Here is a 15096-nt window from a genome sequence, read left to right on the forward strand (position 1 = left end):
GGCCTTTTGCGTCCCAGGAACACGCTTGACGACCACAACACCTTGCACCCTAAGTTACTCATGAGTAACATTGCATCCAATGCCAACGGAGATCCTCCCTACGGAATCCGCACCATGTCTCAACGAGGAGTTAACACATGAGTCCATCACGCAGTGCTCAGAGGAGCGTCCGCGACGTCGTGTTTGTGGATGGTGTACGGACACCCTTCGGTAAAGCCGGCGAGAAAGGCATCTATGCGGGTACGCGGGCTGATGACCTCGTCGTGAAATGCATCCGGGAACTGATGCGCCGCAATCCGTCGTTGCCCGCTGACCGCATTGACGAGGTAGCCATCGCCGCGACAACCCAGACAGGCGATCAAGGTCTCACCATTGGCAGGACGGCTGCCCTCCTGGCAGGCCTTCCCCGCACGGTGCCCGGCTTCGCAATCGACCGCATGTGCGCCGGGGCAATGACAGCAGTAACGACGACGGCGAGCGGCATCGGCTTCGGCGCGTACGACGTCGTCATTGCCGGCGGCGTGGAGCACATGGGCAACCACCCCATGGGCTCAGGCGCTGATCCCAATCCGCGGTTCATGTCCGAGCGGCTCGTGGATCCAGCAGCGCTGAATATGGGCAACACGGCCGAGAATTTGCACGACCGCTTCCCGGCCATCACCAAGGACCGAACGGACGCCTATGCGGCCGCGTCGCAAGCGAAACTGGCCGAAGCCTATTCCCGCCAGCAGATCCAGGAGGACCTCGTCCCGGTGGCCACCATGAAGCCAGGGCAGGGTTGGGCACTGCATACCACAGATGAGCCGCCCCGCCCAGGAACCACGGTGCAGGATCTTGCCGAACTGCGCACCCCGTTCCGGGCCCATGGGCGGGTTACGGCGGGCAACGCAGCAGGCTTGAACGACGGCGCCACAGCTGCGGTACTCGCTTCGGCAGAAGCCGCGGCAGAGTTGGGCCTGCCAGTGAAGATGCGCTTGGTTTCCTATGCCTTCGCGGGAGTGGAACCTGAAGTCATGGGAATCGGTCCCGTGCCAGCCACGGAAAAGGCCCTCAAGAACGCGGGCCTCGCCATCGAAGACATCGGATTGTTCGAGATCAACGAAGCCTTCGCCGTGCAGGTCCTGAGCTTCCTTGACCACTTCGGCATCGCTGATGACGACCCCCGGGTCAACCGCTACGGCGGGGCGATCGCCGTCGGACATCCGCTCGCTTCCTCGGGAGTTCGGCTGATGAACCAACTGGCCCGTCAGTTCCAGGAAGACCCGACGGTCCGTTATGGCATCACCACCATGTGCATCGGCCTGGGCATGGGTGCCACAGTGATCTGGGAAAACCCGAACCACGCTGACTTCGAATCCTCCGTCCAGACTTCAGGCCAGACCACCACAGAAGGAGCCGCCGCATGAGCGCCACAGAATTCCAGAAGCTCGCCTCCCTCTTCCCCGACGAGATCGTGACGCATTCCTACGTCCAGGACATCCAGCTTCCAGGCGGTGCAGGCACCTTTGCCTTGATCACCCTGGACAACGGACTGGACCACTCCAAACCCACCACCCTGGGTCCAAACACCCTGGTGGAATTGGGCGAAGTCCTCGAAGGGCTCAAGGAGCGCGCCGCCAAGGGCGAAATCGTCGGGGTCGGCGTCACCGGCAAACCATACTTCCTGGTTGCTGGCGCAGACTTGTCCGCCGTGAAGACCCTCAAGGAACGCGAGCATGGGTTGTGGATGGCCCAGCTTGGACACGCGGTGTACTCCACCCTGGCCAACCTCGGGGTGCCCAGCTTCGCCTTCATCAATGGATTGGCGCTTGGCGGCGGACTGGAGATCGCCCTGCAATCCACCTACCGGACCGTCTCCACCGGCGCAGGTGCCCTCGCACTGCCTGAGGCGTTTATTGGCCTTGTTCCGGGCTGGGGCGGCGTGTACATTGTCCCCCGCTTGATCGGACCCGAAAACGCCGTCAAGGTAATGATCGAGAACCCGCTCAGCAACAACCGCACACTCACCGGCCCGGAGGCGTTTGAGCTCGGTATTGCCGATGCCATCTTCGAGCCTGCCGATTTCGTGGAGCAGTCCCTGGCATGGGCTGCCCGTGTCATTGCCGCCGAAGAAACACCAGCGCGGAAGAACGCCGTCGACCCCTCGGACGAGGGCGTCGCCCGCCGCTGGGCTGCAGCGGTCGCCGCGGGCCGCGCGTTTGTGGAGGCGAAGACCTCCAATGCCTCTCCCGCGCCTGCCAAGGTGCTGGACATCATGGAAGCAAACCGCACCATGAGCCAGGGCGAATCGGCTGAACTGGAATGTGAAACCCTTGCCAGCCTGATGCAGACGGATGAGTTCCGCTCCACCGTGTACGCCTTCCTGGACCTCGTCCAGAAGCGCTCCAAGCGGCCTGCAGGCGCACCGGACCGCAAGCTGGCCCGCCCGGTCACCAAGGTGGGCGTGGTAGGTGCGGGGCTCATGGCAAGCCAGTTGGCGCTACTTTTCGCCCGCCAACTCAAGGTACCTGTCGTGATGACAGACATCGATCAGGCCAGGGTGGACAAGGGCGTTGCCTACGTCCACGCAGAAGTCGACAAATTGCTGGCAAAGAAGCGCATCAAGGCCGACGCCGCCAACCGAACCAAGGCGCTCGTCACCGGTTCGGTATCCAAGGAAGTCTTCGCTGATGCCGACTTCGTCATCGAGGCCGTGTTTGAAGAACTGCACACCAAGAAGCAGGTCTTCGCGGAAGTGGAAGCGATCGTCTCCCCCGAGTGCATCCTCGCCACCAATACGTCCTCGCTGTCTGTTACGGCCATGGCCGAGGACCTCCGGCACCCGGAGCGGCTGGTGGGCTTCCATTTCTTCTAACCCTGTTGCCGTCATGCCTCTCCTGGAGATCGTCAGGGCGCCAAAGACTGACGACGCCGTACTTGCTACGGCTTTTGAACTCGCCAAGGGCCTGAAGAAGACCGCCGTCCTGGTTAAGGACGCGCCGGCGTTCGTCGTGAACCGCATCCTGCTCCGCCTCATGGGCGAAGTTATCGCCGCCTTCGACGAAGGCACCCCCGCCGAGGTTGCAGACACCGCTTTGCGGCCCATGGGGCTGCCGATGACTCCCTTCACCTTGAGCGCCATGGTGGGGCTGCCGGTGGCACAGCATGTGCAGGAGTCCCTCCATAATGCCTTTGGACCCCGTTTCCCCGTTTCACAGAACCTGCAGAAGCTCATCGACAACGGCGTGAAGTCCCTCTGGGTCCCCGGTCCGGATGGAAAGCCACTCATCCCGGCTGAGACCCTGGCCATCATGTCCTTCGGTAACACTCCCTCCACACGCGAGGAAGTGCTGCGCCGAACCCAGGATGCACTGGCCGAAGAAATCGGATTGATGCTTGAAGAAGGTGTGGTTGCCGGGCCTGAGGACATCGACCTCTGCGTCATCTTGGGAGCGGGTTGGCCCATGTTCCTGGGCGGCATCACTCCATACCTGGACCGTGTTGGCTCCTCTGAACGCGTCAATGGCAAGCGTTTCCTGGCACCGGGCGTCGCCTCCGCCCCAGCCTAAGCGGCAAGAAAGAAGGGCAGTGGCCGGAGCGAAAGTCCGCGCCACTGCCCTTCCCCATTAATGAGGCTTTGCGGTCTAGAAGAGTGCCACCTTGGGAGCACGCGGGAAGATCTCGTCCAGTTCCTCGCGCTCCTCCTGGCTCGGGACCCAGCACACTGCTTCCGCGTTCTCACGAACCTGCTCCGGACGCGTCGCGCCAGCGATGACACTGCCGACGCCGGGTTGGGCTGCCAACCACGAGAATGCCAGCTGGAGTTCGGTGATGCCCCGCTCCTTGGCGAACTGGCCAAAGCGGCCCAGCTGCTGCCAGTCGGCATCATGCACCAGATTGGTCCGTGTGTGGCTCAGGCGGGAGCCCTCGGGGGCATGACCTGCGGAGTACTTGCCGGTGAGCAGGCCGTTGGCCAGGGGGAAGTAAGGAAGCACGCCAAGCGAGAAGGCGCCTGCAGCCGGAAGTACCTCGAGCTCGGCGCGGCGGTCCAGCAGGTTGTAGTGGTTCTGGGTCGAAATGAAGCGAGCCCCGCCAGACTGCCGCCCAACGTACTCGGCTTCGGCGATCTGCCACCCTGCGAAGTTCGAGTGTCCGATGTAGCGGACCTTGCCGCTGGTGACCAGGACATCCAACGCTGCAAGGGTTTCCTCGATGGGCGTCTGTGGGTCCGGGGTGTGGAACTGGTAGAGGTCGATCCACTCCGTGCCCAGCCTGCGCAGTGAGGCTTCCACCGCCTTGAGAATGTAGCGCCGGGACCCGCGCGCGCCAAAGTCGTTGCCATTGGCTCCGTGCATATCCATACCAAACTTGGTACCGATAACGACGTCGTCGCGGTGCCCCTTCAGCGCTTTGCCCAGCATGGTCTCGCTGAGGCCAGGCTCCCGGCCGTACACATCTGCGACGTCGAAGAACGTCACCCCGGCATCGATCGCGGCGTGAACAACGGCATCCGTGCCTTCCTGCGACTCCGTGGGAGTGTTGGCGCGCCCCAGGTTGTTACAACCCAGCCCTACAGCTGAGACGGTCAGTCCGGAGTGGCCAAGGCGTCGATATTCAGTCATGGATCCCAGCCTATAACGCTCTTCCGGGGACTAAGGCCGACGTTAGCGCGAGCCGAAAGTGATGCCGGATTCCTCCATTGCTTCCTCGAGCTGGGCAATGGCTACCGGCCCCATGCCGTGGAGCTTGGAGGCCTTCTGTTCGCCAAACTCGGCCAGCTGTTCCGAAGTTTCGATGCCTTCGTGGGCCAGGGCGCGTTTGCCGGCGCCGCAAGGCCCTTGGGTAGCGGCGTATGTCCGGGCCAATTGCTCTTGGACGACATGGAACATCCCTCCTGAGTGCGTTAGGTCCTACTTAGAGGGTAAAGCCCACACCTTGCTTGGGCGAGTGCTTCAGGCGGAATGCGGTGGGGTCGCTGTGTGGAGCCGCCGCGATGGAGAGTTTGGTGAAATCAAGGTCCTCGATTGCGAACGCAGATCTTGATGGCATTGACAGCCTTGTTGACGTCCGGGCAAAGGCAAAAGACGTTCAGGCGCGAGTTTCCGATCTCCGTGCGATCCACGATTCCCAGTCCTCGCCAAGCCAGTTCACCCGTGAGCGCGGCCTTTGCCTTGCGCTCAAAATGACGGTCACGTTCGGTGCCGTCCTTGGTCTTCAGAGCGAACTGTGCCACCACCCAAAACTGCTCGGACTCGGGGATCTCGGCGAATCCGTCCTCTTCACACTGGGCAGCGAAAGCCGCCATCAAACCATCTACGGAAGAATCGTCGTCGACGTCTGTTTCATCCGTCTTGCTTTGGTGGCCCACCACGCCGTGATTGATCACGAACTGGTGGTCGTCGTCGTCGTACCAGGCTTCACGGAAGTGAAGTACTCCCTCATCGTCGCGTTTGTATGCGCGGATAATGCCGCTCATGTTCGTCCTTTCCTGAACCACTCTGCACTGGTGTTGCTGGTGCCCTCGACGTCGAATGGAGCCTTCATGGCGTCCACTGCTTCACGAAGGGCTGCGCACTCCGCACGCATGGTTTCCACGGTTTCTGCGGGATATCCCATGCCTGCCCTGTGGTCCTCAAACTCGTCTTCGTCATCGACAAACACACCGTGAAGGGTGGAGCGGATGACGTCCAGGTCCATATCGATCATGTGGAACTCGGTAACGCCTGGCCTGATGGTGTTCCATCCATGACCGGTTGCGAGGTCTACGTAGATCCGGAAGTCACCCGGGTACGTGTCGTCATAGAAAGTGGCTACGAATTCGCCCGTCCGCGGTACCAGCAGGACGGCATCCGAGGCTGTGTAGAAGGCAGCACCGGGACGCGAACAGAACTCCCCCGCGCCCTGGAAAATCCACCACCCGTGGATGTCCTCACCCAGGTAGCGGCCGGGCACAACCCAGTGCGCCTTGCCGTTCCATTTCCTGTTTCTCGCCACCACGAGGTCACCGGGCTGCAGGGAGCCCGGCTCGCGATCGGGACTCACAGCTTGGGCAGACTGCCGGTGGTGGGGTGTTCCTGACCTGGCAGGGGCCGTGCAAAGGGGACCTTTGTCCCCAGGACTTGGGCTACGACGTCGTGGGCTATTTTCTGGGCCGTAAGCCCGACGCGCTCCAGGACCTGGCTCCTGGATCCGTGCACCAGGAACTCAACAGGCAAGCCCACCTCGTTCAAAGCCGTATCAACGCCGGCTGCGCGCATTTCCTGGCGGATGCGTGAACCCACGCCGCCGGCGCGGACGCCGTCTTCGATACAGATGACCAGGCGGTGCCGGGCGGCAAGGGCGATGATTGACCTGCGGACGGGCAGGAGCCAACGGGGATCAACCACCGTTGAGCTGATTCCCTGGGCACCAAGACGGCCGGCGACATCAAGGGCGAGCTCGGACATCGCGCCAACGCTGACGATGAGGACGTCGTTTTCGGTGGAACCCTCGGGACGGCGAGCCAGGATATCCACGCCGTCGTGGAGCCGCTCAATGGCCTCCACTTCAGAGCCAACGCTGCCCTTGGAGAACCGCACCACGGTGGGGGCGTCATTGATGGCGACCGCCTCACGCAGTTCTTCCCGGAGCCGGGTGGCGTCGCGCGGGGCGGCTAAATGGAGTCCCGGGACAATCTGGACCATCGCCATGTCCCACATGCCGTGATGGCTGGGACCGTCAGGCCCTGTAACGCCTGCACGGTCCAGGACAATGGTGACCCCTGCCTTGTGGAGTGCGACATCCATCAGTAGCTGATCGAAGGCACGGTTCAGGAACGTTGCATAAACCGCCACCACTGGGTGCAGGCCACCGTAGGCCATCCCCGCAGCAGACGTGAGTGCATGCTGTTCGGCGATACCGACGTCGATAACGCGTTCAGGATGGCGCTCCGCGAACTTGTGCAGACCGACGGGTATCAGCATTGCCCCGGTGATACCGACAATGTCAGGACGCTCATCAGCGATGTCGGCGATTTCCTCGGCGAAAACCGACGTCCAGGATCTGGCGCCGGGCCTTTCGGTCGGCTCACCTGTCTCTGGATCAATGATTCCCACAGCGTGGAACTGATCGGCCTCGTTGGCAAGGGCGGGAGCATATCCGTGGCCCTTTTCGGTCATCGCATGCACGATCACCGGGCCGCCGTAGGCTTTGGCCGTAGTGAGGGCGTGCTCCATGGCCTGGAGGTTGTGTCCGTCCACCGGCCCGATGTACTTCATGCCCAGGTCTTCAAACATGCCCTGGGGCGCCCACCAGTCCTTGATGCCCTTCTTCATGGCGTGCAGGCTCTTGTAGGTGAACTGACCTACGGGACCGCCGTTCTGGAGCTTCTTCTTCCACCAGTCAAGCATCCGCTCATAGGCCGGCGTCGTCCGCAAAGTGTCGATGGTGGGGCGAAGCGATGCCAGGTAGTCGGCAAAACCGCCCACGGTCGGTGCATAGGAGCGGCCGTTGTCGTTGACCACAATCACCACGCGGCGCCGCTTATCAGCGGCAATATTATTGATGGCTTCCCAGGTCATGCCACCAGTGAGTGCACCGTCACCCACAACCGCGACGACGAACCGGTCGCCTTCGCCGGTCAGCTGCCGGGCGCGGGAGATGCCGTCCGCCCAGGACAACGACGAGGAAGCGTGGGAGCTTTCGACGATGTCATGTTCGGATTCAGCGCGGTCGGGGTAACCGGAGAGGCCACCCTGTTGCCGCAGCGTACTGAAGTCCTGCCTGCCCGTGAGGAGCTTGTGGACATAGGACTGGTGCCCGGTATCAAAGACAATGCTGTCCCGGGGCGACTCGAAGATGCGATGCACAGCAAGCGTGAGCTCCACGACGCCGAGGTTGGGACCCAGGTGTCCACCCGTAGCGGCTACGTTGGTGATCAGGAAGTTCCTGATCTCGCCGGCCAGCTGTTCCAGCTCTTGGCCGGACAGTTTGGCCAGGTCCTGTGGATCCTTGATGGTTTCCAAGAGTCCCAACGGCCCTCCTTAGGGTGAATGACGTGCTTGTTAACTCTAGCGCGTGCCCGGGGCCAGCGTTTTCGCGCCCGCGTGAGTAATGAATACGCGCCCCGGGAACGCAACAGCCCCGGCTGGTCGGGCGACCAGATGAATTAGGCAGGCGGCAACACTCCGTCGAGATCGGTTTCGACCAGTGCTACCAGCTTGTCCAAGGCCTCCTCGCTTCCTGGACTCTCGGCGCGGAGCACCACGATGTCGCCGTGGCTGGCACCCAGGGTCATGAGGGAGAGGATGCTGGAGGCGTCCATGGCCTCGTCTTCGGGGGTGCCGTCCAGGACGATGGTGACCTCGATGTCCAGGTCCGCGGCGGCCTCGGCGAAGACGGCGGCGGGACGGGCGTGCAGGCCGGAGGCGCTGGCGACGACTGCTTTGCGTTCGGGCATAGGGTTCTCCTTCAGGATCTTGTGTTTCTTTTGGTTAAGGGAATGGAGATTTGCTCGGCTTTTCAGCTCAAGCACAATATGAGTCTGTCTCTGGTTCAGACTGCCGGTTGTGTCAGATCATTGAGGAACGCGGCCTGTTGTTCATCCATGGTGAGGATGTAATCTTCACTTCACGACTCACGCGCCGATGGCTTCGCCATGCCGGATTGACTCCGACCCCCTGAAACCTTGTGGTTCCTGCTAATTTCAGCGCCATGGCTTCCATCGAAGTTCTCTTTCGTCTGTATCGGCTCAACCGCCGCGGGGCACGACGCATCTGGGCTTTAGCGGTATTCACTCACGTCCGCTACCAGGCGTGCGACGTGCAACGCCAGGTATGCCACCTCGTCCCGGGTGAGGCTGGTGTCCAGTCCCATTTCAAGGAGGTACTGGATCTTGGCGGCGCACACCACGGCATCCGGGTGGCTCTGAATGATCGCGTCCACCAGCACGGAGGACTTCTCTGAGATCTGTTTGCCCGAGGCGACTCGGCTGAACAGGTATCTCAAATGGGTGACGAAGCGTGCCGCGTTCATGGACTGCTGGTCCACGGTGAAGCCGAAAGTCTTATCCACCAGCGCGAATGCCTGCGCGATGACACCGGTCATCTGCATGGCCTTCTCCATGCCGGGCGTGGCGAACTGAGCGTTCACGAAGTGCATGGCCAGGGCCACCGCCTCGTCGTCATGCAGCCTCACCCCCAAGGACGCCTCCACCAGGCCCAACGCCTCGCGTCCCGTGGCCAGCTCCTTCGGGTAAAGCTGGGAGACCTCCCACGCCAGCGGGAACTGGGCAGGGATCCCCTCTTGCAACCGTTCGACGGCGAAGCTGAGGTGATCCGCGAGCGGCACCACCAGGGCTTGGCTGACCCGCAGGTCGAGCCGCTTCTGCGCCAGCTCCGCAACCTCGCCGGCTGCATTCAGACAGTCCAGGGGGATGTCATCCAGGAAGCGGGCGAGCCGTTCCAGATTGGCGTTCTCCGCCGCAACGAAGACCTGATCCGCCACCTCGCGGGAGATCTCGTCACCTGGCCTGCGGCCGTGCCCGAGGCCGCGGCCGATCACCACGAGGTCCTTGCCGTCGTCATCGACCGCCAGCACCGCGTTGTTGTTGAGCACGCGCTTGACTTGCACGTCTCACCGTTCCTTCCGTCAAAAAATCATGGTGGTGGTGCGGGGCGGATTCTGCCCCGCACCACAGCCCGGCGGGATCCCGCCTTAGCCTCAGGCGGAGAGCGACTCGCCACCGGAGGCGATGACGCCCTGGTACCAGAAGAAGCTGTCTTTCCGCACGCGCGCCAGATCCTTCAGATCATCCTCCGTGCGGTCCACATAGATAAAGCCGTACCGCTTGGAGATGCCCTGATGCGTGGACACCAAGTCGATCGCCGTCCACGGGCAGTAGCCGAACACGTCCACGCCGTCGCTGATGGCCAGCCGGATCTGCTCCAGGTGCAGGCGCAGGAACTCGATCCTGTAATCGTCCCGCACTCTGCCGTTCACCAGCTCGTCAAAGGCACCCAGCCCGTTCTCGGTGATGATGAGCGGCAGCCGATACCGGTCCCAGAGGCGGCGCATAGTGGTGCGGAACCCCACCGGGTCGATCTCCCAGCCGAAGGCATTGACGGGCAGATGCTCATTCTTCACCGCACGGTAGAGGCCCACCTCGCCCCGCACGATCTGCTGGTCCCCACCCCGCACTTGGATGTCCGATGAGTCCCCACGGGACGCACCGACCGTCTGAGTCGAGTAGTAGTTGAACGCGAGGAAATCCGGCTTGGCCGCAGCCAGCAGCTCAAGATCACCATCCAGGATCTCCGGCTCCCAGCCTTTGGCACAGAGGTAGGCCCACGCCAGATTGTGGTAACTGCCCCGGACGGACAGGTCCACATAGAGCAGGTTGCGAATGGCATCCCAGTCATCCGCCGCGATGATATCCTCCGGCGCGCAGGTGGCCGGGTAGACGGACACGATGTTCGGCGCCGGCCCGATCTTCGCCTCTGGCAGCAGCTCATGACAGAGCACCATGGCCCGCGCCTGCGCCAGGAACATGTGGTGGTTCTGCTGATAGAGCTCCTTTCCTCCCACCTGGCCACTGCGTCCGGTGGTCCCGATGGCGCGACCGTGCAGGATCATCATGTTCTGCTCGTTGATGGTGAGCCAGTACTTCACCTTGGAGCCGTACTCCTGAAAAAGTACCCGGGCGTAACGCTCGAAGGCGTCGATGGTGGCCCGCTCCGACCAGCCGCCCTTGGCGTCCAGCGCCGCGGGGAGGTCGAAGTGGTACATGGTCACGACGGGCTCGATGCCCTTGGCCAGGAGCTCGTCAATCACCCGATGGTAATGCGCTACGCCGGCGGGGTTCACCGCGCCGTCGCCGTCCGGGACGATCCGGGTCCATGCGATGGAGAAGCGGTAGGCGTTCAGACCCATCTCCGAGAACAACTCCACGTCCTCGGCGTAGCGGTGGTAGTGGCCCGCCGCCACGGTGAAGTCCGTGACGCCGTGCGGCCGGTGCATGTGGATGTCGATCACGGACGGGCCTTTGCCGTCGGCGTCCCAGCCGCCCTCCACCTGATAGGCGGAGGTGGAGGCTCCCCAGAGGAAGTCCTCGGGGAACGGGGTGAGCTGCTCGTGCTGCATTCTGCGGTTCCTTTCGTGGCTTCCTGGTCAGCGTCCGACGACGGCGATCGCCGCGCCTGCCACCACGGAGCCGCCTTCAAGCTGTTCCACCGGCGCGTCCTTGGGTCCGTTGGTCACGACCACCAGCACGGTGGCCGGATGGCCGGCGGCGCGAATGGCGTCCAGGTCGGCCGTGACGAGCGGCTGCCCTGCCTCCACGCGTGTCCCGCGTTCCAGCGCCCCCTGGAAACCCTCACCCTTCATGGTCACCGTGTCGATGCCCACGTGCACCAGTACCTCTACGCCGTCGTCGGTCTTGATGCCGAAGGCGTGGCCGGTCTTCATGGCCACGGCTACTGTTCCGCTCACCGGGGAGACGATGACGCTCTCGGACGGTTCCACGGCGACGCCCGGACCCATGGCTCCGGAGGCGAAGACCGGATCGCCGACGTCGGCCAACGGAACAACGGTGCCGGCGCACGGCGCAGCCAATTCGATGGTTTCGGTCCGCACCAGAGTTGCTGTGCCACCGGCGACGGCGGCGGTCTCGTTGGCAGCAGGGCGACGGCTGGACGGGGCCGCGTCGTCGTCCGCTGCCGAGGCCGTTTCGACGGCTGGCTTTTCGAACTTGAACGAGAGGACAAAGGTCAGCACGGCGGAGACGACGGCGGAGATAACCAGGGCGATAATGATGTTGATCATGTTCACCAGCGTGTTGTCACCGATGTAGAGCAGAACGGCGGGCAGGCCGGAGGAGCCAGTAGCAAAGCGGTGCGTCTGGGTCAAGCCCGCGTACAAGCCGCCCGCGCCACCGCCGATCATGGCCGCGATGAGCGGGTAACGCTTGGGAAGGGCGATGCCATAGAGAATCGGTTCCGTGATGCCCATCAGGCCTGTGATGCCGCCTGCGGTGGCAATCTGACGCGTCTTCTTGTCCTTGGTTCGGAAAGCGACCACCAAGGACGCTGCGCCCATGGCGATGTTGGAGACCAGGGCACCGGGACCGAAGATACTTTCCTTGCCCGTCTGGGCGAGCTGGACGACACCGAGCGGGGCGATGCCGTTGTGCAGGCCGAACATGACCATGACCGGAAGTGTCGCACCGACCAGCAGGGCCGGGGCCCAGGCTGCGTTGGTGCTCAGGAATGTGAAGAAGGAACCAAGGTAGCCGCTCAGAATGCTGCCAATGGGTCCGAGCACACCGAGGGCCAGAGTACCCATGATGAGGAAGGTCAGCATCGGCACGAACACCAGGTTCACGGACTTCGGGACCACCCGGGTCAGACCACGCTCCACGTAGTACTGGGCGAACACGACCAGGATGATCGGAATGACCGCGCCCGAGTAGTTCACCAAGGGGAACGGCAGGATGTCGAAGAAGGTGACCGGGTCCTTCTTCGTCACCAGGGCGACCCAGTTGGGGTGCAGCATCATGGCAGCGACCGCGGCTGCCAGGATCGGGCTGATCTTCAACTTCTGAGCCGCACTAAAGGCCAGCAGCACGGGGAGGAAGTAGAACACCGCATCTGCAAAAAGGTTGACCAAAGCGTAGGTCTGAGATTCCCTGGACACGAGATTCAGCACTACGAGCAGGGCAAGGAGCGCCTTGACCATACCAGCTCCAGACAATGCTGGGATGAGGGGCTGGAAGACACTGGAGACGAACTCGATCACCGCGCTGCCCACGTTTTTGCGCTTGCCCTTGGCTGCGCCGCCGTCGTCCTTGGCGTTGACAGACAAATCGCCGAGCTCGCGCTCCACTTCGTTGAACACGTCCTTGACGTGCATGCCGACCACAACTTGGAAGACTCCTCCCTTGGAGAGGGTTTTTACGATGCCTTCAGTGGCGTTCAGGTCGTTCAGCGCGACGGCGGATTCATCCTTAAGGGCGAAACGAAGCCGGGTCTGGCAGTGGTAGGCCTCGATGATGTTGGATTTGCCGCCAACGAGCCGCACGATGTCTGCGGCTAAGGGAGCGTATTGCTTGCTCATGATTTCCTCGCATTCTCAGATCCGCCCTTCATTGGGCGGAGGTGTGAGGCAACGCGGCTTGAGCTGTTTCAGGTGATCCTGTTTCAGGGCACGAAAAAGGCCCAAGCCGGTTGACCGATGAAGGTCGAAGAGCTTGAGCCTTGCCTCGCCCGAAGCGAGTTACATACCCAGGTCTCGAAAGAACCAGAAACCATCATGGCAGGTGACATGAGTCACGTCAAGCCGTCCAGATGGCCGGACGATCGGGGACGTAACGGCGTCACCGGTTCCACGCAGTCATGCTACTTGGTCCTCCTGCGTCACTTGCCGCTGTAGACGTCGATCGCGCCCTCGTAGTCCTGATCTCCGCAGCGAGCTTCGTGGAGACAAACAGTTCGTCCCGGGGCACGCCGGAGGCGCGCACACCCTCACCGATGCCGCGCTCATTTCCGCAGGCCTGAGCAGTGTCAAAAGTTCCGGTAACCGACCCCGACGGCTGCGAGGACCGCGCCAGCTGCCCCGTCATCGTCGATGAACCACGTGCCGAGCCCCAGCTTCGGGATCTCGATGCCGTTGGACAGGGTGTAGCTTTCGTTCAGGATGCTCATGCGTTCCCTCCGTTGGTCGGAAGCGCGCCGTACACCTCGTCGGTGACGGGCTCCAGCCATTCGTTGCTTACGCCTTCGCCCGGGGTGATGAAAGCAAGGTGGGAGAACCACGAATTGGCCTTCGCACCGTGCCAGTGCTTCGTGCCGGCCCGGACGTGGATCACCGTTCCGGGCTCCAGGCTGATCGGCTCGGTGCCCTCTGCCTGGTACCAGCCGCTGCCCGCAGTGCAGATCAGGATCTGGTCTCCTCCACCATCGGTGCCGTGGTGGATGTGCCAGTTGTTGCGGCATCCCGGCTCGAAGGAGACGTTGCTGACCGGAACACTTCCCGAGGCGAGCGGGGCCAGATAACTCTGGCCGATGAAGTACTGGGCGTAGGCGTCGTTCTTTTCCCCGAGCGGGAAGATCTGGTCGAATTCGTTGTCAGTCATTTTGCTTTTCCTTTTGTTCCGTCCAGCGGTTGACGTAAGCCATATGCCGGGGATCGGCACGATCATCGCGGAGACCTCAAGCCCCTGGCCAAGTGCTCTGGTGTGCATGGTCAGTCCTTCGTAGTGGTGGTGTCGTCGAGTACGGGGTGTGACGGCGTCGCGGTTACGGTGGCGGCGAGGCTTGCCAGCAGCTGCAGCCGTTGATCGCTCGGCGAACCGGGCTCGGCGGTGTAAATGAGGAACGAAAGCCCCGGCTCGGCGGTCAGCTCGAGTCCTTCGTACGTGAGGGTGAGGTCGCCGACCTCGTGGTGGTGAAAGTCCTTCGTGCCCGAGCCATGGCGGCGGACGTTGTGCGCACCCCACCGCGTACGGAACGCGTCACTGCGGGTGGAGAGTTCACCGACAAGGTCATGCAACTGCTTGTCACGAGGATCATGACCGGCCTCCGTGCGCAGGATCGCCACGGTGACGTCGGCCGCCGCCTCCCAGTCCGGGTAGAACGTCTTTGCTCGCTCGTCGAAGAAGCAGTACCGGGCGAGGTTCCCCTGCCCGGGCCCGTCGAAGACCTCGTCATAGAAGGCGCGACCCAGGGCGTTGGTCGCCAAGATGTCCATCCGTCCGTTGCGGACGAACGCCGGACCGTTCACGATGACGTCCAGCGCACGGGTCAGGCTATCCCGCGCCACCCATGTCTTCGACTTGCGCCGGCGCACGTGCTGCGCTCCTCCGTTTGCGGCCCGGGCGAGATCAAAAAGGTGCTCGCGCTCGGCATCGTCGAGCTTCAGGGCCTGGGCGACCGACTCCAGCACGGAGTCGGACACCCCGGCGAGGTTGCCTCGCTCGATCTTGGCATAGTATTCCGGACTCACGTCCGCAAGCATTGCAACCTCCCCCCGCCTCAAGCCCGCGACGCGACGGTGCCCCGAGACGGTCAGTCCGGCCTGCTCGGGGCTGATGTTCGCCCGACGGGATATGAGGAACTCCCGTGCTTCGTCCTTGGTGTTCATGCA

The 15096-nt window shown here is 62.7% G+C and carries 12 protein-coding genes and 2 pseudogenes; 2 read left to right on the forward strand and 12 right to left on the reverse strand.

Annotation, left to right across the window (positions count from 1 at the left end; translation table 11 throughout):
- Window positions 1–137: 137 nt before the first annotated feature.
- Together ACTAQJ_RS07335 and ACTAQJ_RS07340 are read left to right on the forward strand one after the other, a co-directional pair.
- Window positions 138–1406, forward strand: coding sequence for a thiolase family protein (locus tag ACTAQJ_RS07335; RefSeq protein WP_498701568.1), 1269 nt, complete (start codon window positions 138–140; stop codon window positions 1404–1406).
- Window positions 1403–3548, forward strand: a pseudogene (locus ACTAQJ_RS07340) (3-hydroxyacyl-CoA dehydrogenase NAD-binding domain-containing protein). The gene ACTAQJ_RS07335 and the pseudogene ACTAQJ_RS07340 overlap by 4 nt, the downstream one beginning before the upstream one ends.
- 75 nt (window positions 3549–3623) lie before the next feature.
- On the opposite strand, the gene ACTAQJ_RS07345 reads toward ACTAQJ_RS07340, so the two are convergent.
- The 12 genes and pseudogenes from ACTAQJ_RS07345 to ACTAQJ_RS07400 all read right to left on the reverse strand — a co-directional run bounded on the left by ACTAQJ_RS07345 (window position 3624) and on the right by ACTAQJ_RS07400 (window position 15093).
- Entirely contained in the window at window positions 3624–4601 is a 978-nt protein-coding gene (locus ACTAQJ_RS07345; protein ID WP_498701569.1) for an aldo/keto reductase, read from the reverse strand.
- Window positions 4602–4643: 42 nt separating this feature from the next.
- Window positions 4644–4868 (reverse strand): helix-hairpin-helix domain-containing protein, encoded by a 225-nt coding sequence (locus tag ACTAQJ_RS07350; RefSeq protein ID WP_498701570.1) that lies wholly within the window; start codon window positions 4866–4868, stop codon window positions 4644–4646.
- Window positions 4869–4893: 25 nt separating this feature from the next.
- Window positions 4894–5455: pseudogene (locus tag ACTAQJ_RS07355) on the reverse strand (hypothetical protein).
- Entirely contained in the window at window positions 5452–6021 is a 570-nt protein-coding gene (locus ACTAQJ_RS07360) for a DUF402 domain-containing protein (protein ID WP_224089625.1), read from the reverse strand. The pseudogene ACTAQJ_RS07355 and the gene ACTAQJ_RS07360 overlap by 4 nt, the downstream one beginning before the upstream one ends.
- A complete protein-coding gene (dxs, locus tag ACTAQJ_RS07365) occupies window positions 6018–7991 on the reverse strand; it encodes a 1-deoxy-D-xylulose-5-phosphate synthase (RefSeq protein WP_498701571.1) in 1974 nt (657 codons plus the stop codon). Before dxs ends, ACTAQJ_RS07360 begins: the two co-directional genes overlap by 4 nt.
- A gap of 134 nt (window positions 7992–8125) precedes the next feature.
- Complete coding sequence (locus ACTAQJ_RS07370; RefSeq protein WP_498701572.1) at window positions 8126–8416, reverse strand: HPr family phosphocarrier protein; 291 nt, start codon at window positions 8414–8416, stop codon at window positions 8126–8128.
- 323 nt (window positions 8417–8739) lie between these two features.
- On the reverse strand, window positions 8740–9588 hold the full coding sequence (locus ACTAQJ_RS07375; RefSeq protein WP_498701573.1) for a PRD domain-containing protein: 849 nt from the start codon (window positions 9586–9588) through the stop codon (window positions 8740–8742).
- A 90-nt stretch (window positions 9589–9678) separates the two neighbouring features.
- A complete protein-coding gene (locus ACTAQJ_RS07380; protein WP_498701574.1) occupies window positions 9679–11097 on the reverse strand; it encodes a glycoside hydrolase family 1 protein in 1419 nt (472 codons plus the stop codon).
- 27 nt (window positions 11098–11124) lie between these two features.
- Window positions 11125–13068 (reverse strand): beta-glucoside-specific PTS transporter subunit IIABC, encoded by a 1944-nt coding sequence (locus ACTAQJ_RS07385; RefSeq protein ID WP_498701575.1) that lies wholly within the window; start codon window positions 13066–13068, stop codon window positions 11125–11127.
- Window positions 13069–13514: 446 nt separating this feature from the next.
- Window positions 13515–13655: a hypothetical protein gene (locus ACTAQJ_RS07390; RefSeq protein ID WP_498701576.1), complete on the reverse strand. Its 141-nt coding sequence runs from the start codon at window positions 13653–13655 to the stop codon at window positions 13515–13517.
- Window positions 13652–14086, reverse strand: coding sequence for a cupin domain-containing protein (locus ACTAQJ_RS07395; RefSeq protein ID WP_498701577.1), 435 nt, complete (start codon window positions 14084–14086; stop codon window positions 13652–13654). Before ACTAQJ_RS07395 ends, ACTAQJ_RS07390 begins: the two co-directional genes overlap by 4 nt.
- Window positions 14087–14196: 110 nt before the next feature.
- The gene (locus tag ACTAQJ_RS07400; RefSeq protein ID WP_498701578.1) at window positions 14197–15093 is read right to left on the reverse strand and encodes a helix-turn-helix transcriptional regulator; all 897 of its coding nucleotides are present in this window, start codon (window positions 15091–15093) and stop codon (window positions 14197–14199) included.
- Window positions 15094–15096: the final 3 nt, after the last annotated feature.

Source organism: Arthrobacter sp. alpha11c (assembly GCF_054149985.1).